General features: G+C 54.8%; 27 protein-coding genes. 8 read left to right on the top strand and 19 right to left on the bottom strand.

What is annotated here, in order from left to right; translation table 11 throughout:
- Complete coding sequence (gene citX, locus HV242_RS19560; RefSeq protein ID WP_032680312.1) at positions 1–540, top strand: citrate lyase holo-[acyl-carrier protein] synthase; 540 nt, start codon at positions 1–3, stop codon at positions 538–540.
- Positions 518–1,327, top strand: coding sequence for a triphosphoribosyl-dephospho-CoA synthase CitG (gene citG / locus HV242_RS19555; protein ID WP_050737287.1), 810 nt, complete (start codon positions 518–520; stop codon positions 1,325–1,327). The genes citX and citG overlap by 23 nt, the downstream gene beginning before the upstream one ends.
- A 17-nt stretch (positions 1,328–1,344) precedes the next feature.
- Here the strand turns inward: citG and HV242_RS19550 are convergent, their stop codons facing one another.
- From HV242_RS19550 to mutY, 4 genes are all read right to left on the bottom strand, one after another.
- Entirely contained in the window at positions 1,345–2,601 is a 1,257-nt protein-coding gene (locus tag HV242_RS19550; protein WP_020883685.1) for a nucleoside permease, read from the bottom strand.
- Positions 2,602–2,846: 245 nt separating this feature from the next.
- Positions 2,847–3,923 (bottom strand): membrane-bound lytic murein transglycosylase MltC, encoded by a 1,077-nt coding sequence (gene mltC / locus HV242_RS19545; RefSeq protein ID WP_025203253.1) that lies wholly within the window; start codon positions 3,921–3,923, stop codon positions 2,847–2,849.
- 56 nt (positions 3,924–3,979) lie between these two features.
- Positions 3,980–4,252, bottom strand: a complete 273-nt coding sequence (locus HV242_RS19540) for an oxidative damage protection protein (RefSeq protein ID WP_032678953.1) — start codon at positions 4,250–4,252, stop codon at positions 3,980–3,982.
- A gap of 26 nt (positions 4,253–4,278) precedes the next feature.
- Positions 4,279–5,331, bottom strand: coding sequence for an A/G-specific adenine glycosylase (gene mutY / locus HV242_RS19535; protein ID WP_169809773.1), 1,053 nt, complete (start codon positions 5,329–5,331; stop codon positions 4,279–4,281).
- Positions 5,332–5,475: 144 nt separating this feature from the next.
- Between mutY and trmB the strand changes: the two genes are divergently transcribed.
- Genes trmB through HV242_RS19520 form a run of 3 tightly spaced genes read left to right on the top strand, consistent with a single transcriptional unit; the run spans position 5,476 to position 7,294 of the window.
- Positions 5,476–6,195: a tRNA (guanosine(46)-N7)-methyltransferase TrmB gene (gene trmB / locus HV242_RS19530; RefSeq protein ID WP_020883687.1), complete on the top strand. Its 720-nt coding sequence runs from the start codon at positions 5,476–5,478 to the stop codon at positions 6,193–6,195.
- Positions 6,195–6,521, top strand: coding sequence for a YggL family protein (locus HV242_RS19525; protein WP_020883688.1), 327 nt, complete (start codon positions 6,195–6,197; stop codon positions 6,519–6,521). The genes trmB and HV242_RS19525 overlap by 1 nt, the downstream gene beginning before the upstream one ends.
- 56 nt (positions 6,522–6,577) lie before the next feature.
- Positions 6,578–7,294: a YggN family protein gene (locus HV242_RS19520; protein WP_040018846.1), complete on the top strand. Its 717-nt coding sequence runs from the start codon at positions 6,578–6,580 to the stop codon at positions 7,292–7,294.
- A gap of 61 nt (positions 7,295–7,355) precedes the next feature.
- Here the strand turns inward: HV242_RS19520 and HV242_RS19515 are convergent, their stop codons facing one another.
- The 6 genes from HV242_RS19515 to HV242_RS19490 all read right to left on the bottom strand — a co-directional run bounded on the left by HV242_RS19515 (position 7,356) and on the right by HV242_RS19490 (position 11,096).
- Entirely contained in the window at positions 7,356–7,718 is a 363-nt protein-coding gene (locus HV242_RS19515) for an endonuclease domain-containing protein (protein ID WP_050737286.1), read from the bottom strand.
- Between the two features lie 63 nt (positions 7,719–7,781).
- Positions 7,782–8,924 (bottom strand): radical SAM family heme chaperone HemW, encoded by a 1,143-nt coding sequence (gene hemW / locus HV242_RS19510; RefSeq protein ID WP_063858432.1) that lies wholly within the window; start codon positions 8,922–8,924, stop codon positions 7,782–7,784.
- Positions 8,917–9,510, bottom strand: coding sequence for an XTP/dITP diphosphatase (locus HV242_RS19505; RefSeq protein ID WP_050737284.1), 594 nt, complete (start codon positions 9,508–9,510; stop codon positions 8,917–8,919). Before HV242_RS19505 ends, hemW begins: the two co-directional genes overlap by 8 nt.
- A gap of 3 nt (positions 9,511–9,513) precedes the next feature.
- Entirely contained in the window at positions 9,514–9,810 is a 297-nt protein-coding gene (gene yggU / locus HV242_RS19500; RefSeq protein WP_014885193.1) for a DUF167 family protein YggU, read from the bottom strand.
- The gene (locus HV242_RS19495) at positions 9,807–10,373 is read right to left on the bottom strand and encodes a YggT family protein (protein ID WP_014171570.1); all 567 of its coding nucleotides are present in this window, start codon (positions 10,371–10,373) and stop codon (positions 9,807–9,809) included. The genes yggU and HV242_RS19495 overlap by 4 nt, the downstream gene beginning before the upstream one ends.
- 21 nt (positions 10,374–10,394) lie before the next feature.
- Entirely contained in the window at positions 10,395–11,096 is a 702-nt protein-coding gene (locus HV242_RS19490; protein WP_044865459.1) for a YggS family pyridoxal phosphate-dependent enzyme, read from the bottom strand.
- A gap of 17 nt (positions 11,097–11,113) precedes the next feature.
- On the opposite strand from HV242_RS19490, the gene HV242_RS19485 reads away from it, so the two are divergent.
- On the top strand, positions 11,114–12,139 hold the full coding sequence (locus HV242_RS19485; RefSeq protein WP_044865461.1) for a type IV pilus twitching motility protein PilT: 1,026 nt from the start codon (positions 11,114–11,116) through the stop codon (positions 12,137–12,139).
- Here the strand turns inward: HV242_RS19485 and ruvX are convergent.
- The 9 genes from ruvX to HV242_RS19440 form a co-directional block, all read right to left on the bottom strand.
- Positions 12,105–12,521 (bottom strand): Holliday junction resolvase RuvX, encoded by a 417-nt coding sequence (gene ruvX, locus HV242_RS19480; RefSeq protein WP_014171567.1) that lies wholly within the window; start codon positions 12,519–12,521, stop codon positions 12,105–12,107. The genes HV242_RS19485 and ruvX overlap by 35 nt on opposite strands.
- A complete protein-coding gene (locus HV242_RS19475) occupies positions 12,521–13,081 on the bottom strand; it encodes a YqgE/AlgH family protein (protein ID WP_020883695.1) in 561 nt (186 codons plus the stop codon). The genes ruvX and HV242_RS19475 overlap by 1 nt, the downstream gene beginning before the upstream one ends.
- An 86-nt stretch (positions 13,082–13,167) precedes the next feature.
- On the bottom strand, positions 13,168–14,115 hold the full coding sequence (gene gshB, locus HV242_RS19470; RefSeq protein WP_050737283.1) for a glutathione synthase: 948 nt from the start codon (positions 14,113–14,115) through the stop codon (positions 13,168–13,170).
- A 39-nt stretch (positions 14,116–14,154) separates the two neighbouring features.
- Entirely contained in the window at positions 14,155–14,886 is a 732-nt protein-coding gene (rsmE, locus tag HV242_RS19465) for a 16S rRNA (uracil(1498)-N(3))-methyltransferase (RefSeq protein ID WP_020883697.1), read from the bottom strand.
- Between the two features lie 52 nt (positions 14,887–14,938).
- Positions 14,939–15,646, bottom strand: a complete 708-nt coding sequence (gene endA, locus HV242_RS19460) for a deoxyribonuclease I (protein ID WP_050737282.1) — start codon at positions 15,644–15,646, stop codon at positions 14,939–14,941.
- Positions 15,647–15,740: 94 nt separating this feature from the next.
- Positions 15,741–16,238 (bottom strand): SprT family zinc-dependent metalloprotease, encoded by a 498-nt coding sequence (locus HV242_RS19455; RefSeq protein ID WP_032670169.1) that lies wholly within the window; start codon positions 16,236–16,238, stop codon positions 15,741–15,743.
- 58 nt (positions 16,239–16,296) lie between these two features.
- Positions 16,297–17,694: a galactose/proton symporter gene (gene galP / locus HV242_RS19450; RefSeq protein ID WP_014171560.1), complete on the bottom strand. Its 1,398-nt coding sequence runs from the start codon at positions 17,692–17,694 to the stop codon at positions 16,297–16,299.
- Between the two features lie 367 nt (positions 17,695–18,061).
- The gene (metK, locus tag HV242_RS19445) at positions 18,062–19,216 is read right to left on the bottom strand and encodes a methionine adenosyltransferase (RefSeq protein ID WP_014171559.1); all 1,155 of its coding nucleotides are present in this window, start codon (positions 19,214–19,216) and stop codon (positions 18,062–18,064) included.
- 147 nt (positions 19,217–19,363) lie between these two features.
- The gene (locus tag HV242_RS19440; RefSeq protein WP_025203262.1) at positions 19,364–19,546 is read right to left on the bottom strand and encodes a hypothetical protein; all 183 of its coding nucleotides are present in this window, start codon (positions 19,544–19,546) and stop codon (positions 19,364–19,366) included.
- 94 nt (positions 19,547–19,640) lie between these two features.
- Between HV242_RS19440 and HV242_RS24575 the strand changes: the two genes are divergently transcribed.
- Both HV242_RS24575 and yqgB read left to right on the top strand, forming a co-directional pair.
- Complete coding sequence (locus HV242_RS24575) at positions 19,641–19,784, top strand: hypothetical protein (RefSeq protein WP_419763464.1); 144 nt, start codon at positions 19,641–19,643, stop codon at positions 19,782–19,784.
- Positions 19,785–19,878: 94 nt separating this feature from the next.
- The gene (yqgB, locus tag HV242_RS19430) at positions 19,879–20,010 is read left to right on the top strand and encodes an acid stress response protein YqgB (RefSeq protein ID WP_071605459.1); all 132 of its coding nucleotides are present in this window, start codon (positions 19,879–19,881) and stop codon (positions 20,008–20,010) included.
- Position 20,011 lies beyond the last annotated feature (1 nt).

Raw genomic sequence — 20,011 nt, 5'->3', positions numbered from 1 at the left:
ATGACTGTAGCGACACCCGTGCGGGCGGGTGTCAGCCTGGAGGAGCTGCTGGCGGCGAAAGAGCGCCGTGCAGCACGCCAGACTGACTGGCTCACGCACTATCAACAACCGGTGATTTCTCTCACGCTCGTCACCCCCGGGGAGATCAAAGACAGCCTGCGCTATCGCAATACGATGGGCGTGGCATTGCAGATGTGCGACCAGCTGCTGTGGGAAAACCGCTGGCAGGTGCTGGATCGCCAGGTGCTGTGGCTGCCCACCGGGCCAGAAGCAATCTGGTGCGTGGCGCATCCGGCGGCGGAAATCAAAGCGCACTGTACGGATCTGGAGCAGACTCACCCGCTCGGGAGGCTGTGGGATTTGGATGTGATCTGCCCGGCACAGGGGCATGTGGGGCGCCAGTCTTTAGGGGCACACCTCCGGCGCTGTCTGGTATGTGATGAGCCTGCCCACGCCTGTTCCCGTTCGCGTAAGCATCCTGTAGAGCAGGTGGTGGCTCGCGTGGAGAAGATGATCGATGACTGGTTTGCTCGCGACTAACCCGCAGCCATGCGATGTGCCAGGGCTCGCCGAAGAGGCGTTATGGCAGGAGCTGGCGTTGACGCCAAAGCCGGGTCTGGTGGATAAGCTCAACAACGGTGCACACCGCGATATGGACCATGCGCTGTTTGCCCGCAGTATTGCGGCCATCACTCCGTGGTTTGCGCGCTTTGCAGAGCTGGGTCATACCCATGCGGATAAACCCGCGGCGGAACAATTACGGATCATTCGCCCGATGGGCATTGCCTGTGAACAGGCAATGTACGCTGCAACGTGCGGGGTGAACACGCATAAAGGCGGCATTTTTGCCCTTGGTTTGCTGTGCTTTGCCGCCGGACGAGTGAAACACGCCACGGCTGAGAGCCTCTGTAATGAGGTGAGTCACCTCTGTCGCGGGCTGGTGGCGCGTGAGCTGGCAGCGCGCAGTGGACATGCGACGGCAGGGGAGCGGCAGTTTCAGCGGTATGGGTTAACCGGCGCGCGGGGCGAAGCGGAAAGCGGTTTTGCTACGGTGCGTGCAGCGCTGGCGCAATGGAACGGGCACGCGCTGCATGACCTGCTGCTGCGCCTGATGGCGATGAATCAGGACAGTAACCTGGTGTCGCGCGGCGGTATGGAAGGGCTGCGTTATGTGCAGGGTTATGCGCGGTCTTTACTGACGAGTGGCTGGGATCGTGATGCATTAATACAGATGGACAATGCGCTCATTGAACGGAATTTAAGCCCGGGGGGCAGTGCGGATTTATTGTCGGTAGGATGGGTGCTGGCGAAATTACCCCTCTCCTGAAAGGAGAGGGGTAATCATTAATGCGCGATAGGCTGCGCAGCGTGCGGTTCGCGTACGTGCTTGTACTTGAACAGTGCGATAAACGCGAAGAACAGTACCAACGAGTACGCGGCGAAGATAAGCCACACGGGCTGCCAGTTGGTGATGCCGTTAGTGGTGTACATCTCAACCACTTTACCGCTCACCACACCGCCCAGAATACAGCCGAAGCCGTTGGTCATCATCAGGAACATACCCTGAGCACTGGCGCGAATTTCAGGTTTCACCTCTTTTTCCACAAACACCGAACCAGAGATGTTGAAGAAGTCGAAGGCGCAGCCGTAAACAATCATCGACAGAACCAGTAGCACGGTACCGAACGGGCTTGGGTCGCCGTAGGCAAACAGACCGAAGCGCAACATCCATGCAGCGATACTGATCAGCATGACGTTCTTGATGCCGTAGCGGCTCAGGAAGAACGGGATGGTCAGGATGAACAGCGTCTCAGAGATCTGAGAGATGGACATCATCACTGACGCATGTTCAACGATAAAGCTGCCAGAGAACAGCGGGTTATTGTCGAAGCTGTGCAGGAAGGTGTTGCCGAACATGTTGGTGATCTGCAGTTCCGCACCCAGCAGCATGGAGAAGATAAAGAAGATCGCCATGCGTTTGTTTTTAAACAGCGCAAAGGCGTCCAGACCGAGCATGGTGCTCCAGCTCTGGTTTTTCTGCTGGTTAGACACCGGAATATGCGGCAGGGTCAGGGTGAACAGCGCCAGCACCACGGAGAGTGCCGCCCCGATGTAGAGCTGCATATGGCTCAGTTCGAAGCCTGCGAAGCTCACGCCCCACATTGCCATGATAAAGCCGATGGTGCCCCAGATACGGATTGGCGGGAAATCGGTGACGATTTCCATACCGGCAGATTTCAGGCGGTAGTAGGAGATGGTGTTGATCAGGCCAAGCGTTGGCATGTAGGCCAGCGAGTTAAACAGGATCACCATGAACATCGCCCCCGGCGTGGTGACCTGGGCTGCCATAAACAGCGTCCCCGCCCCCACCAGATGGCAAAGCATGTACAGCCATTTCGCACTTAACCATTTATCCGCCACGATACCCAGCAGCGTTGGCATAAAGACAGCCGCAATGCCGAGCGAGCTGTAGACGGCACCGATAGACGCACCATCGAACTTGAGCGTCACAAACATATAGGAGCCGAGTGTAGTCAGCCAGCTACCCCACAGGCAGAACTGCAGAAACGACAATATTTTAAGCTGCAGCTTAAGGTTCATGTTACTTTCCTCACAAGTGAGCGGGAGATATGTTGTTATAGGAACATTCAGGGTTGTTATTTGATGCAATTCTATCAGCAGGCGAGGTTATGTTTTGTTACCTCCCGCAAAAAAATGCAATCCACATTAATTTGCAGTTTGGATTGTGATGCAAATAACATTTTCGTATGGGTGGGAGCGGGGAGGGTGCGGTCTGATGCCCTCACCCTGGCCCTCTCCCACAGGAAGAGGGCAGGGTAAAGGGTTTAGCGTCGACGGTAGTTTTTTTGCGCCGTGTTCACTTTATACAGATAACGACGGGATTCCGCAGACGGGTGTCGGGTGGTGAGCGTGGAATAGACATCCCCCGGCGCCATACTGTTGATGATATTCGCCGCCTGCACTTTGTCACTCGAGAAGACGCGCAGGACGCTGCCCGCACCGCCGTTATACGCGGTGATCACCGCATAGCGACGTGATGTCGGGTTATCAATTCCCCCCAGGTAGACATTGTTGAGCATCGCCAGGTAGGCGGTACCGGTATCAATGTTGCTTTGCGGATCGAACAGATAACTGCGGCTCGGCGTACCGGATTTACCCTGAGCGCGGAAGACGTCTTTACCTGCGCTGTGCTGCACGACCTGCATCAGTCCCAGCGCGTCGGAACGGCTTACCGCGTACGGGTTAAACGACGATTCGGTCTGCATGATCGCCAGGATCAGCGACTCATCCACGCCGTACTTACGCGAGGCCTGACGCACCATGCCAATGTACTTATGCGCACGTTTGTCGAGGTGGTTCGGCACGAGGTTAATGGTGACGCTGTAGATGATCTTCAGGCCGTTAGAGCGGCTTTTCAGGCGCGTCTGCAGCAGATAATCGGCAAATTTTGTGGCACGTCCTTCCCAGCGAATGGCCTGTCCGGTCTGATCGACAACCTGGCCGTACAGGAACGGTTCTTTGGAGATGGTGATGTCATCGGCGTCGGAGTAGAGATCGATTGAGCCTGGATCATCACCCATCAGCAAGGTTTTCACGATCGCCTGACGTAACCGTGCGGCAGGTTCGGTGCCTGCGATGGTTTCAACCGTGATAGTCCCCTCATCAAAGTTGATGTGGCTACGGGTCTGATAGGCGTCGGTGTACTTAACGTAGTCCTTAGGTCCGGCAATAAGAACTTCGTTAAATCCCCATATATTTTCGATGTTATGGGCAAACTGCCCCATCAAAATGTCAAAACCGTTGGTGTCCTTTATCCAGGCTTCGTTGTAATCATCGCCTTTTTTGGAAGAACAAGAGACAAGCAACGGCGCAACAAGGGCTAGCGCTAAAAATTTTTTCATCATTCCGGGAGTGCGTGTTGTGTTTGCTTGTACGGCGGAGTTGCCCCCGCACGCTGTTATTGTTCCGGTGGCGTATAGCCTTCGATGTGGACGTCTTTGCCTTCGAACAGGAAGTTCACCATCTCCTGCTCAAGCAGTTTGCGGTGCTCCGGGTTCATCATGCTGAGTTTCTTCTCGTTGATCAGCATGGTCTGTTTTTTCTGCCACTGTCCCCAGGCTTCTTTGGAAATTTCGTTATAGATGCGCTTACCCAGTTCGCCCGGGTAAAGCTGGAAATCCTGGCCTTCAGCGTCACGCTGCAGGAAAGTACAAAAAATAGTTCTGGCCATACTCATTCCTCTGTTGGTGGCTGATGCTAAACCATTGCACCGGCACGTAATTGCTGTAACAGGCGCTCCACGGGAGCCGCCAGCCCGACTGATGGCGGTTGCGCTAAGTTATACCAGAGAGCCGTTCCTTCATCCATGCAGGCGGTGATTGAGGACACGGGAAGCCACATCGGTACAATATCCAGATGGAAATGGCTAAAGGTATGACGAAACGCGGTCAGCTGCGTCAGGTTATCGGCAGCGATGCCGCGCTGTTTAAGCCATTCCCGTAACAATTCTTCATCTTCAAACTGTGGGAAGCAGTATAGACCACCCCACAGGCCGCTCGGCGGCCGCTGCGCCAGAAAGACGCCATCGCCATGCTGCATCAACAGCATGTAGCCGGTGCGCTCTGGCAGCGTCTGCTTTGGCTTTTTGCCCGGATACTGCGCCCATGCGTGGTTCGCATAAGCCACGCAGAGATTATTGACCGGGCAAAGTTCGCATTTCGGTTTTGATCGCGTGCAGACCATGGCCCCCAGGTCCATCATCGCCTGGTTAAAGCGCTCCACGCCTTTTGCCGGGGTAACCGCTTCGCTGATCTCCCACAGCCGTTTTTCGACCTCTTTTTTTCCCGGCCAGCCGTCAACGGCATAGCATCGTGCGAGGACGCGCTTCACGTTGCCGTCGAGGATCGGGAAATGCTTGCCTAAAGACAGGGAGAGGATCGCGCCTGCGGTTGAACGTCCGACGCCGGGCAAATCGGCCACTTCATCGAAGGTTTCCGGAAATGTGCCGTGGTGTCGGGTCGCCACCTGCTGCGCGGCTTTATGCAAATTGCGCGCACGGGCGTAGTAACCGAGACCGGTCCACAGGTGCAGCACCTCGTCTAAGGGCGCATTGGCCAGGTCGGTCACCGTTGGGAAACGTGCCATAAAGCGCTCGAAGTAAGGAATCACCGTGGCGACCTGCGTTTGTTGCAACATCACTTCGGAGAGCCATACTTTGTAAGGCGTTTTTTCAATTTGCCAGGGCAGGGTTTTACGCCCGTATTTGTCGTACCAGTCCAGCACCTGGGCTGAAAATTGAGAGGCTTGCATGGTCATCGATTCGCATAATCAGGGACGCCGATTGCAGCACAGCGTCAATCTGCTGTAAACCGGATCTTTCCCATGCTTGCATAGAAGCCTTAACTTTGGATAATGCCCGTTTCCCGAACATTCTCACAAGCAGACAACTCTTTTATGAAAAACGACGTCATTTCACCGGAATTTGATGAAAACGGTCGCCCGCTGCGCCGTATTCGCAGCTTTGTCCGCCGTCAGGGTCGCCTGACCAAAGGGCAGCAACATGCGCTGGACAACTACTGGCCGGTGATGGGCGTTGAGTTCAGCGAGCAGCCTCTGGACTTTACCGAGCTGTTTGGCCGCGACGCGCCGGTAACACTGGAGATTGGCTTCGGTATGGGGTCTTCACTGGTTACCATGGCCCACGCGCGCCCGGAGCAAAATTTCCTCGGCATTGAGGTGCACTCACCAGGCGTAGGCGCATGTCTGGCAACGGCTCATGAAGAGGGCGTTGAGAACCTGCGCGTTATGTGTCACGACGCGGTTGAAGTGCTGCACAAAATGATTCCTGACAATTCTTTGACCATGGTTCAGCTCTTTTTCCCTGACCCGTGGCACAAAGCACGGCATAATAAACGCCGTATCGTTCAGGCGCCGTTTGCTGAGCTGGTAAAAAGTAAGCTGAAACTGGGCGGTGTCTTCCATATGGCGACCGACTGGGAACCTTATGCGGAACATATGCTGGAAGTCATGTCGTCTCTGGACGGGTATAAAAACCAGTCTGCAAGCAACGACTATGTACCGCGTCCGGATTCACGTCCGGTGACAAAATTTGAACAGCGTGGCCATCGTCTTGGTCACGGCGTATGGGACTTAATGTTCGAGAGGGTGAAATAATGGCAAAGAATCGTAGCCGTCGTCTGCGTAAAAAAATGCACATCGAAGAATTCCAGGAAGTGGGCTTCTCCGTTGCGTGGCGTTTCCCGGAAGGCACCAGCGTAGACCAGATCGATCAGGACGTAGATGCGTTCATTAATGAAGTGATCGAGCCAAACAAGCTGGCCTTTGATGGTAGCGGTTACCTGGCATGGGAAGGTCTGATCTGCACCCAGGAAGTCGGTAAATGCACCGAAGAACATCAGGCGCTTGTGCGCAAATGGCTTGAAGACCACAAACTGGAAGATGTCCGCGTCAGCGAACTTTTTGACGTTTGGTGGGACTAATTAAGCAGTAAGGGGCCAGCATTAGCTGGCCCATTTTGTCTGAGGGAGTGTTTAAGATGCGCAAAACGTTGCTGGCTGTTGCCTTAATGGCAACCGGATTCACCGCTCATGCGGAGTATAAATGTAGCGTCACCCCGCGTGATGACGTGGTGTTAAGCCCGCAAACCGTACAGGTCAAAGGCGAGAACGGTCATCTGGTGATTACGCCGGACGGGAACGTCACATTTAACGGTAAACAGTACAACCTGACCCCCGCTCAGCGTGAGCAGGCGAAAGACTACCAGGCCGATTTGCGTACCGCGCTGCCGTGGATTGATGAAGGTGCCCTGACGCGCGTAGAGAAGAGCCGCGTCGCGCTGGATAAGATCATCACCAAAGAGGTGGGAGAGAGCAGTAACATGCGCACCCGCCTGACGAAGCTCGACAAACAGCTGAAAGAGCAGATGAACCGCATTATTGAGCATCGCGCCGACGGCCTGACGTTCCATTACAAGGCAATCGATCAGGTTCGTGCCGACGGTCAGCAGCTGGTGAACCAGGCAATGGGTGGCATCCTGCAGGACAGTATTAACGAGATGGGGGCTAAAGCGGTGCTGAAAGGCGGCGGTAACCCACTGCAGGGCGTGCTCGGTAGTTTGGGTGGGCTGCAGACCTCGATTCAGAACGAGTGGAAGAACCAGGAAGACGATTTCCAGCAGTTCGGCAAAGACGTCTGTAAACGCGTGGTGTCGCTGGAAGATAGCCGCAAGGCGCTGGTGGGAACGCTGAAGTAATTTCCCCTCACCCTAACCCTCTCCCCAAAGGGGCGAGGGGATGGTTTGCGCCCTCTCCCTTTCAGGGAGAGGGCCGGGGTGAGGGTTGCAGCATTTGCAGTGTTTCAAGGATCTTTTCTAACACCGCTTCTTCGTTATTCCAGAGTTCGTTGTTCCAAAATCGAATGACATACCAGCCTTTCTCGTTAAGCCAGCACGTTCTTTGACGATCGTATTCCTGCTTTTCATCATGTTGCCCGCCATCCAGTTCAATAGCCAGATGAGCCGCGCAGCAGACGAAATCCAGAATGTAGTGATCTACAGGATGTTGTCGACGAAATTTATAATTTTCGAAACGGCGGCTGCGCAGTAGATACCAAAGCCGTCTTTCTTCTTTTGTCAGCTCCCGTCTGAGCTGTTTTGCATAAGTACGAGTAATATCCATCCCCACACTCTGCCAGCCTTTTCCTCAGCCGGCAGAATGGGGTGCAAAATCCTGAATCAGCCTTCAGGAATCTTCTGCGAGGAACAACTCAAGCAGGGAGTTTAAAAACAGTTTGCCGTGCTCGGTGATCTGCCAGTAATCCTCACACTCGGTGAGATATCCCTGCGCCAGCGCCTCGTCAATCTGCGGACGAATCGTGGCTTCCGGCAATCCGGTATAACGCGCAAACTCCGCACGTGGTGCGGGTTCCAGCAAGCGGAAGCGGTTCATAAAGAACTCAAACGGTTTATCCGCCGCCTCAACATCATGCTGACGTTCAAGGTAGCGGCCTTCCATGTAACCACGCGGATGACGCGTTTTGGCGGTACGCAGGATGCGCCCGTCAGGGAAGGTTATTTTACCGTGTGCGCCACAGCCAATCCCCAGATAATCACCAAAGCGCCAGTAGTTCAGGTTGTGCTGACACTGGTAACCCGGCTTCGCGTATGCGGAGGTTTCGTATTGCTGATAACCTGCCGCGGTCAAAAGCTGATGACCTTGCTCAAAGATATCCCACAGGGCGTCATCATCCGGCAGCACCGGCGGACGGGAACCAAACAGCGTGTTTGGCTCAATAGTCAGCTGATACCAGGAGAGATGCGGTGGGTTAAGCGCGATCGCCTGACGCAGATCGTCCAGCGCTTCCTCCAGCGACTGGTCCGGCAGGCCGTGCATCAAATCCAGGTTAAAGCTGCGCAGGCCTAAGCCAGTGGCCAGGTTTGCCGCGCGCTTTGCCTCTTCCGGGCCGTGAATGCGTCCCAGACGTTTCAGCTTCGGCTCGCTAAAGCTCTGTACACCAATCGAGATGCGGTTCACGCCTGCACGTTGATAATCGACAAAACGGTCGGCTTCAACGGTGCCGGGGTTGGCTTCCATTGTTATTTCAGCATCCGCGGCCAGGTTCAGGCGCGCACGCACGCCGTCCAGCAGCGTTTGCATCGCCGGGCCAGAAAGCAGGCTCGGCGTACCGCCACCAATGAAAATGGTCTTAACTTCACGTCCCTGTGCGTAAGGTACATCGGCATCCAGGTCGGCCAGCAGATGCGCAACGTAGTCATCATGCGGCACTTCACCTTTCAGCGCGTGCGAGTTGAAATCGCAGTACGGGCATTTCTGCACGCACCACGGGATGTGAATATAAAGACTCAGAGGCGGCAAATTAGCCATTACGCAGTGCTTCCAGTAACAGTTTCAGGGCGCGTCCACGGTGGGAAATCGCGCTTTTCTCTTCGCGGGACAGTTCCGCAGCGGTTTTGCCCTCAGACGGGACAAAGAAAATCGGGTCGTAGCCAAAGCCACCACTGCCTGCCGCTTCACGGGTAATCACACCCGGCCAGCTGCCGTGGCAGACGACTGGCGTAGGGTCTTCGGCATGACGCAGATAGACCAGTACGCAGTGGAACTGAGCCTGGCGTTTATCATCTGGCACGTCTTTCAGCGCGACAAGCAGCTTTTCCAGATTCTGCTGGTCGGTGGCATCGATACCTGAATAGCGTGCGGAGTAGATACCCGGCGCACCGCCAAGGGCATCTACCGCCAGACCGGAGTCGTCGGCAATCGCGGGCAAACCGGTAATCTGTGCGGCATGGCGCGCTTTCAGGATCGCGTTTTCGATAAACGTCAGCCCTGTCTCTTCGGCGGAATCCACACCCAGTTCGGTCTGTGCAACGACATCCAGTCCAAAATCATTTAATAGCGAGGCCAGCTCGCGCACTTTACCGGCGTTACCGGTAGCGAGAACAACTTTCTGCATGGTTTAATCCTGCTCTGTCAGCGCCGCGACTTCCGTCGGGATAGATTGCGGGTTGAGAATTTTTACCTGTTTATGCCGCCCAAGTTCACCTTTCTCGATGATCACCTGGCTTTTGGCGACACGAAACTGTTTTGCCAGATATTTGGTCAGATGCGCATTCGCCTGGCCATCAACCGGTGGGGCAGTGATGGCGACTTTTAGCTCGTCGCCATGCAGTCCAACAATACTGTCACGGCTGGCTTTCGGCTGAATATACAGCCGTAAAACCAGCCCGTCAGCGCAGGTGCTCACTGCACTCATAGCGCCATCCACAGCCCCGGCAGCAGCATATCGCCCGTGGACTGTAACAGCTCAGCGATCCCCATATTCACGACGTACAGCAGCAGAACCAGGATCATCGGAGAGAAATCGATGCCGCCCATAGACGGAAGCAGGTTACGGATTGGACGCAGCAGCGGTTCAGCCAGCTGAATTAACGCGTACTCCACCGGGCTACGGCCCTGGCTTACCCAGCTCATGATCGCCATGACCAGCAGCACCCAGAAGATCAGCAGACCGACGGTTTTTATCAGAATCAGTACGGCGGCAATCCAGATTATCGGCTGGAAGGTGATAACCATAAACAGCACAATCGCTTTGATAACGCTCAGAATAAACGCGACCAGCAGAGAAGCACTGTCAATGGGGCCCATCGCCGGAATGACGCGACGCAGCGGTCCTACGATAGGTTGCGTGATTTTCACGACAAACTGCGAGAACGGATTGTAAAAATCACAGCGGGCCCACTGCATCCAGACGCGCAGTAACAGCGCCATCGTATACAGCTCAATGACCGTTGAAAGCAGGAAAGTCAACGTCTTCATGGCGTTCCTCAGGTTTCCTTATTATTGGGTGTAATCGCGCGCACCGAAAATTGCCGTGCCGATGCGCACCATAGTGCTGCCTGCCGCGATGGCGGCTTCCATATCATCCGACATGCCCAGAGAAAGCGTGTCTACCGTTTGATAGCGCGCTTTAAGCGCCTCAAATGCTACAGCCATTTGCTGTGCCACGGCAAACTGCCTTTCATAACTTGACTCCGGTGCCGGGATGGCCATCAACCCGCGCAGGGTTAAGCGCGGCAGTGCCGCGACGTCTGCTGCCAGCGCATCCAGTTCTTCCAGCGCAATACCGGACTTGCTGTTTTCGTCACTGATGTTGACCTGAATCAGCACATTCAGCGGCGGTAACGCTTCAGGGCGCTGGTCGTTCAGGCGCGAAGCAATACGCAAACGGTCAATGGTATGGCACCAGTCGAAATGTTCAGCGACCAGACGGCTTTTGTTCGACTGCAAGGGGCCAATAAAGTGCCATTGCAGATCCGTCTTCCCCTGTTCCTGGAAGAAGCGAATTTTATCCACGCCCTCCTGCACGTAGTTTTCACCAAACGCATGCTGACCCGCCTCAATCGCATCTGCGATGGCGCTCGCAGGCTTGGTTTTACTCACTGCAAGTAACGTAATTTCTTCTGAAGCACGGCCGCAACGTGTTGCTGCAGCTGAGATTTTGTCCCGGACCTGTGCCAGGTTGTGCGCAATGTCGTTCATTTTCCGAGGAGTATTGTATGGATGTGGAAGAAATTGTGGCCCTTAGTGTAAAGCATAATGTCTCCGATCTACACCTGTGCAGTGATTCGCCACCGCGCTGGCGCAGATCAGGTCGTCTTGAACCCGCGCCGTTTCCGCCGCCCGAAGTCGATACGCTATTAAAAGCGTGGCTCAACGATGAACAGCAGGGAACGTGGTGGGCGAACGGGCAGGTGGATTTTGCCGTTACCCTGGCGGGCAATCAGCGCCTGCGCGGAAGCGCGTTTAAACAGACAAGCGGCGTCTCAATGACGCTGCGGCTGTTGCCCGGGGTCTGCCCGCAACTCTCCGTGTTGGGGGTGCCCCGGGTTGTTCCTGAGCTGTTATCCAGTGACAACGGGCTAATTCTGGTCACCGGGGCAACCGGCAGCGGTAAGTCCACTACGCTGGCAGCGATGGTGGATTTTCTTAATCACCATACTGACGGGCATATTCTGACGCTCGAAGACCCGGTGGAGTTTCTGTACCAGAGCGAACGGTGCCTGATCCAGCAGCGCGAGATTGGCCAACACAGCCCGTCATTTGCCGACGCGCTGCGCGGGGCGTTACGCCAGGATCCTGATGTCATACTGCTGGGTGAGCTGCGCGACAGTGAAACAATCCGCCTCGCGCTGACGGCGGCAGAAACCGGACATCTGGTGCTCGCGACACTGCATACCCGCGGGGCAGCGCAGGCGATTGAGCGGCTGGTCGATACGTTTCCGGCGCAGGAGAAAGATCCGGTGCGCAATCAGCTGGCCGGCAGCCTGCGGGCGGTGCTGGCGCAAAAGCTCCTCCCCGATGCGCAGGGCGGGCGCGTGGCGCTTTATGAGCTGCTGGTGAATACTCCGGCGGCGGCGAATCTCATTCGCGAAGGAAAAACGTGGCAATTGCCCGGTATTATTCAAACCGGCCAGCAGGCGGGGATGCAGAACTTTGACCAGAGCCTGGCTGAAAGACGGGCGCAGGGGCAACTCCAGGCCCCGGCGCTCAATAACCCTGTTCGAAATAGCTTTCGAGAATGATGACAGCAGACGCGGAGTCAACGCTGCCTTTGTTGAGAGCCCTGAAGCCGCCGTGTTCAAAAAGACCTGCACGTGCTTCAACGGTGCTCAGACGCTCGTCGTGGAGCTTCACGGAGACGCCAAAGCGGCCATGGATTTTATTGGCGAACTTACGCGCTCGGGCGGTAAGCGGTTGTTCAGTGCCATCCATGTTCAGCGGTAACCCAACGATGACGTCATCCGGCTGCCACTCTTTTAGCAGGCGCTCGATGAGGTTCCAGTCCGGTGTGCCGTCACTGGCCTTCAGGGCCGTGAGTGGACGTGCGGTACCCGTGATTCGCTGACCCACGGCGACGCCTATGCTTTTGGTGCCAAAATCGAAGGCCAGAAGTGTTCCGCTCATCAGGCATGCCCCGCTACGCCAGGCATAGTCAGGATATCAATGCCGATCAGTTTTGCGGCGTCACGCCAGCGATCGGCAATAGGGGTTTTAAACAGAATGTTCATGTCCGCAGGCGCGGTCAGCCAGGCGTTATCGAGGATCTCTTGCTCAAGCTGGCCTTTCTCCCAGGAGGAGTAGCCCAGCGCCACCAGCACTTCCGACGGCTGCTCAGCGGTACCCAGCGTTTCGAGTACGTCGCGAGAGGTCGTAATGACGGTGTTGTCAGAGATGCGAATACTGGAAGAGAAGACCGGCGGCGTATGCAGGATAAAACCGCGATCCTCTGCGAGTGGCCCGCCCAGCATCACCGGTTTATCAAGCCTGATTTCCGGCAGACGCTCTTCAGCCGAAATTTTCAGCTTGTCCAGAATCCCTTCAACCTGCAGGTTTTCCAGCGGTTTGTTGATGATAATGCCCATCGCGCCGTCTTCATTGTATTCACAAATATAAACCACGGCGCGGCGAAAAATCGGATCCTGGAGAGCAGGCATGGCAATAAGAAAGTGATGCTGTAAATTCATTGTCAGAGGTACTGTTTCCTGGTTTAAAAAGCGACAGCCCCAGTATGCGGACAAACCGGGGTGCTGTCACTAATAGTATTGAAAGGTTATTTCTGTAAACGTTTCTCGATGGCGTCCATCAGCATTCCGGTGATCGAAATCGGGAATTCCGCTTCGATTTCACGAATACAGGTTGGGCTGGTCACGTTCACTTCGGTCAGACGATCGCCGATGATATCCAGGCCGACAAAAATCAGGCCCTTGGCTTTCAGTGTCGGGCCAACGCGGCGGGCAATTTCCCAGTCGCTTTCACTTAACGGGCGCGGCTCACCGCGGCCACCGGCCGCCAGGTTACCGCGGGTTTCGCCGCCCTGCGGGATACGCGCGAGGCAATACGGCACCGGTTCACCATCCACCACCAGAACGCGTTTATCGCCATCTTTAATGGCCGGGAGGTAGTTTTGTGCCATGCAGTAACGCGTGCCCAGCTCGGTCAGCGTTTCGGCAATCACCCCAATATTCGGGTCGCTCTCCTTCACGCGGAAAATAGATGCGCCACCCATGCCGTCCAGCGGTTTCATGATGATGTCGCCGTGTTTCTGCCAGAACGCTTTCAGCTGTGCCTTGTTGCGGGTCACCAGCGTTTCAGGCGTCAGGTCAGAGAACCATGCAGTGTAGAGCTTCTCGTTACAGTCGCGCAGGCTCTGCGGTTTGTTGACGATCAGCGTTCCTTTCTCTTCCGCGCGCTCAAGGATATAGGTGCAGTAGATGTATTCGGTGTCGAACGGAGGATCTTTACGCATCAGAATGACATTGAGGTCGGCAAGGGCAATATCCTGCTCGGTGCCGAATTCATACCATTTGTCGTAATTCTGCTCGACGTTAACGATGCGGGTGCATGCGCGGGCTTCACCGTTGATCAGGTAAAGATCGTTCATCTCCATGTAGTGGAGTTCATAGCCGCGACGCTGCGCTTCCAGCAGCATCGCGAAGCTGGAATCTTTCTTGATGTTAATGTTTGCGATGGGATCCATCACGATGCCGAGCTTGATCATTTTCATCTCCGTTAAAAGCCTGAGGGCTCAGGCTTAGCGTTAACCCAGATCGCCAAAACGCACCTGTAGCGCGGTAATGGCTGTGAGTGCCGTTGTCTCAGTACGCAGAACGCGAGGTCCCAACAGAATATCAGTAAACTGGTAACGCGCCGTCATGGCAATTTCGTCAGCGGACAAGCCGCCTTCCGGACCAATCAGCAGGCGAACACGTTCAACGGGTAGCGGCAGCGTATTGATGCTGGCGCTGGCGCGTGGATGGAGATTGAGCTTCAGCCCGCTTTCCTCTTCAGCACACCAGTCCTCCAGATCCATCGCCGGGCGGATCTCCGGAATACGGTTGCGGCCACTCTGTTCACAGGCAGCAATGGCAATTTTCTGCCACTGCTGGATCTTTTTATTCAGACGTTCCGCATCCAGTTTAACGCCACAGCGCTCAGAAAAAAGTGGCGTAATGAGGCTTACACCCAGTTCAATGGATTTCTGGATGGTGAATTCCATCTTTTCTCCGCGCGACATCACCTGTCCCAGGTGTATGTGCAGCGGAGATTCACGGTCATCCACTTCGCCGCGCAATATCGTTACATGCACGCTTTTTTTATCAGCACGCGTAATTTCCGCGTCGAAAACCTGATTCGAACCATCAAACAGCTGAATAGCTTGCCCTGCTCCCATGCGCAGTACGCGACCAACATGGTTGGCGGCATCGTCAGAGAGGGCAATTTCGCGGCCGACGGTAATCAGCTCAGGGTGGTAGATGCGAGGGATGCGCATAGTCAGAAATTCCATATGTCATGCGGTGTAAGCGAATTGCCGCTAGTGTAGGTTAGCTCTTTTGCGCCTGGCAAGCCCGCTGGACGTAAGGGTTGTGATTACCCTGAACTTTCGCGATGCGCGCGTCACGCTGGCATTCCCATTCCGTCACCGGATATTGCTTGTCCCATGCGTTGAACAGCTGCGTCTGCTGGCGGGAAAGGTTGAGGTCGTAACGGTCACGCATATAGAAATAGGTGCGGGCGATACTGCCGCGCGCGCGGGCCGGGGGCTCAGCGACTTTCTCTTTAAAATCAACTTTCATGCCGCACTGGCCGTACTGACCCTCTCCGCCGTTCCACTGGCTGTACATAAAGTTGCCGCGATCGCCATTCACCTCGCCAACCGCGGGTTGCAGGTTGTGCATATCGCTTTCCATCTGGCGATAGACCGGATCTTTGACGCAATTTTTACGACCGCCATCCTGCCAGCACTGACGCTGGTGGCCAAACTGCCATGCCGGCACCACGTGTTCCCACTCGATGCGGCTGGCGCGGTTTTCATTCTTACGCACTTTATAGCCGCAGGATTCGAGATCAACGATCCCTTTTTTACCCTGCCAGTTAATCTTACAGCCGCAATAAAAATCACCGGGAACATCCGCGTTGACCTTTACGCCTGCCGCTTTTGCCTGGGAGAAACTGTTAATACCGTCGGCCAGAGCCTGGCCGGAGAGTGCTGTCGCCAGAAAAGCGACCGCGAGAGAAAAATTACGGGACATCTTACACTCCGTGTCAAAACGAGCCCGCAACGTAACGAATGTTGTTCCTGTATGCAATCAGTCAGATCAGGAAAGTTCCTGAAAGTTCAGTTGGTTATTCCGCGACCAGCGGTTCACCACATTTGACGCAACGGTAGGTGGCCTCGCCGCGCACCACGCGATTATGACGGCGGACGGTAAGCTGATGCTGCTGACACTGGCAGCGGTAGGGGAAGGTATTGCGGCGTACCGACTCAAGTTCAAACTGATGGGTTCTGCGTGCCGGAACGCCCAGCACGGCTTCCATCATCCACTTCCACTCTTTGCCGTGGGGTGCCACGCGGCCAAAGTGTTTCCATACCAGCAGGTGCGCCAGCTCGTGCGGCACCACTTCCTCAATAAACGCCTGCTGATTTTCCAGCATCAGCACCGGGTTCAGACGGATCTCATAGGATTCGAGCCACGCCGTGCCCGCCGCCGTGCCACGTTGTTGGTAGACGAGTTTCGGCTCAGGGTAATTCCGGCCGAGTTTCAGGTTGGCCTGGGCGAGTTTTTCCCGCAGGCTGCGCATAACGGCTTGCTGAAGGGCGATGGGGAGACGGGGTGCTTTCATAGGGGCAGAGCATAAAGCGCGAAGCGGGGAGGTGCAAGAGGCACCTCCCGCCAGAGAATTAGTCGTGTGCGCCAATCTCGCGCAGTGGACGACCTTTCATCAGGTTACGTTCAATATGTTCCAGTGACACGTGTTTGGTTTCAGGAACCAGCCACAGCGTCAGAACAATAAAGAAGATGTTCAGGCCGGAGTATACCCAGAAGGTGTTCGCGTTGCCCAGCGTATTGAGCATGGTCAGGAACGTCGCACCCACAATCATGTTGGCAATCCAGTTGGTCGCGGTGGAGCAGGTGATACCGAAATCACGCCCTTTCAACGGCTGGATTTCAGAGCACAGCACCCAAATCAGCGGACCGGCGCTCATCGCAAACCCGACGATAAACATCAGCAGCATGCCCACAGCGAAATACTGGGCGGTTGGAGAGTGAATCCCCACGTGCATCATCGTGCCGAGAACACCCATACCGGCGGCCATCACCAGGAAGCCCAGCGTCAGGGTTGGCTTACGGCCCCAGCGGTCCACCAGACCGATAGCAATAAAGGTCGCCAGAACGTTGGTCAACCCAACGATGACGGTCCCCCACATCTGCTCGGTGGTATTGGTATACCCCGCCAGTTCAAAGATTTTTGGCGCGTAGTACATGATGACGTTCATCCCGGTGAACTGCTGCATCACCTGCAGGAGCACGCCCAGGAATACCGCACGACGGAAGTTGCTGTTCTCTTTAAACAGCGCCCAGCCTGACTGTTTTACCTTCAGGCTCTCGCGGATCTCTTCCAGTTCGTTTTTCGCTTCCGCGCTGGTATCGCGCAGTCGCAGCAGCACGCGTTCGGCATCGACGAAACGACGCTTCGCTGCAAACCAGCGTGGGCTGTCCGGCAGGAAGAAAACGCCAATCAGCAGCAGAATGGCAGGGATAATGATCACGCCAAGCATCCAGCGCCATGCGCCGCTGTAGCTGAAGGCGGTATCGGAAAGGTAAGCCCCGAGGATGCCGATGGTGATCATCAGCTGGTACATCGAAATCATACTGCCACGGATTTTCTCGGGTGCGATTTCAGAGAGATAGAGTGGGGCGGTATACGATGCCACACCCACGGCCAGACCAAGCAGCACGCGAGAAAGCAGCAATACCTCAACGTTTGGAGCCGCTGCTGAGAAGAGCGAACCTGCAACAAACAGGATTGCACCGATCATCAGGCTCTTTTTGCGGCCCAGCCTGAAAGAGAGCCAGCCGCTGCCCACGGCACCCACGGCCGCACCAAACATCATGGAACTTACTACCCACTCCTGGGTGTGAGCGCTTATCTGGAACTCTTCAGTGATAAAGGGTAACGCACCAGCAATCACGCCAATGTCCAGGCCAAAAAGTAATCCTGCCAGGGCGGCGAGGAAGCAGACGAAAAATGTCATCGCCTTATTGGACGTACGCCCCTGTTTTTTATTGTCAGGCATTATGCCCTCCAGTTGGGTTATCAGTTTTATCGATGTTAAGGGTAAGTGAGCAACCCGTATAAATATGTGAGATAAATCACATTGGTGTAATCGGTTACACTGGTGTGCAACCGTAAATAAAATTAAAGCTTTGAAAATATAGAGGTAAATTAGTTGATGTGCATCGCGTTTGAATGAATTTCAGACTTAACTGAAAGGAAATGTAACAGCATAAGACATGCGATCATGCAAAGAGATTATTCTGAAAGCGAGGTATATCGGGTGGGGTGTAATCGGTTTCACGCAAAACGCAATGTCAGGCTATCTGGCTGACAAAAGTAAAAGGCCAGCACGAGGCTGGCCTTTTTTAACATTCGCTGTCAGTCGATTATTTCAGACCAGCAGCTTCACGCAGCAGAGCGGCTTTGTCGGTTTTTTCCCATGGGAAATGTTCACGACCAAAGTGACCGTATGCAGCGGTTTCTTTGTAGATTGGGTGCAGCAGATCCAGCATCTGAATCAGACCGTATGGGCGCAGGTCAAAGAACTCGCGCACCAGCAGCGTCAGTTGCTCGGATGGCACTTTCTCGGTACCAAAGGTTTCAACCATGATGGAGGTCGGTTCAGCCACGCCGATAGCGTAGGAAACCTGAATCTCACAGCGGTCAGCCAGGCCAGCAGCAACGATGTTTTTCGCAACATAACGCGCAGCGTACGCAGCAGAACGGTCAACTTTAGACGGGTCTTTACCGGAGAAGGCACCGCCACCGTGACGCGCCATGCCGCCGTAGGTATCAACGATGATTTTACGGCCGGTCAGACCGCAGTCACCCATTGGGCCGCCGATAACAAAGCGTCCGGTTGGGTTGATGAAGTATTTGGTTGCGGAACTCAGCCATTCAGTTGGCAGAACCGGCTTGATGATCTCTTCCATCACTGCTTCCTGCAGGGATTTCTGGTCGATCTCTTCGGAATGCTGAGTAGACAGAACGACCGCGTCAATACCGACGATTTTGCCGTCGTCGTACTGGAAGGTCACCTGGCTTTTCGCATCAGGACGCAGCCACGGCAGGGTGCCATTCTTGCGCACTTCAGCCTGACGCTGCACCAGACGGTGTGCGTAGGTCACTGGCGCTGGCATCAGCACGTCAGTTTCGTTGGTTGCATAACCAAACATCAGGCCCTGGTCGCCCGCGCCCTGTTCCAGCGGATCGGCACGGTCAACGCCCTGGTTGATGTCCGGAGACTGTTTGCCAATTGCGCTCAGTACCGCGCAAGAGTTGGCATCAAAGCCCATATCAGAATGGACATAACCGATCTCACGAACCGTGTTACGGGTGATCTCTTCAATATCCACCCATGCGCTGGTGGTGATCTCACCGCCAACCAGAACCATGCCGGTTTTGACGTAGGTTTCACACGCGACGCGCGCTTTTGGATCCTGCGTCAGGATCGCATCAAGCACCGCATCGGAGATTTGGTCAGCAATTTTATCTGGATGTCCTTCTGATACGGACTCGGACGTAAACAGGTGTTTTGCCATGTTTTATTTCACCTAAAAGGAATTTGTTTAGCTCAAGCTGCTGTGTGGAATAGCCAAAGGAGATAATTCTACCAAGGCCTGCAGGTTAATGACACTGGCAGTCTGAGTGTTAATCAGTATGGATGGATTAACATCTGGATGGCTATTTTAGGTCAGTTCTTCGCCCGATTTCCAGTTTTTTTTGACTAACCTCTCACTGAGTTGAATTCGCTGCTGGAAATTTTTCCTGACGGCGCTGGCAACCCGCGCATTTATCTTTTGCAATTTACCCCTGTTCTCGGTATAAAACGCGGCGCGCGGCTCATACCAATAAGCGCTCGATGAACTCATCGTGTCGCCACTTCCAGCCGGGTTAAGCAGTGAACTTTTAGCTTTGGCTTGTGGTCCGTTTCAGCAGGAGCGGCCGTGGAGGTGATACGAGATAATGAACCAGTGTTTTCCGCTAATTCAGCGCAGCCGTTCTGGCGCGTACTTGATTCCCGCAACCCGCATTTCTAATCTGCAAACCTGCCGATGTTATACCCATCTCGGGGCTTCTCAGGATTCCAGGGCCGGTCACGCTTTGTGAAAACTGAACAAGGGCGCTCTTGTTAAGACAAGAGTTTTCTCGTGGTTTCGCCGAACGTTGTCATAATTAAGTTCGGACACGTGTTTACAATGATATGAATATGAAACCGGTCGCACGGTCTGGTTTTCAGCATAGTCTGCTGGGAAATGGATCCGTTTATGGGTTGTTATCGCCGTATAACGCTGCGATAGTAGTCAACTGTTTTACACTTAATACAAAGAGTTGAG

Origin of the sequence: Enterobacter sp. RHBSTW-00593, assembly GCF_013784105.1 — a bacterium.
Taxonomy (GTDB): domain Bacteria; phylum Pseudomonadota; class Gammaproteobacteria; order Enterobacterales; family Enterobacteriaceae; genus Enterobacter; species Enterobacter ludwigii.
Note: the sequence above shows the minus strand (reverse complement) of the source record. Positions and strands in the feature narration are given on the sequence as shown.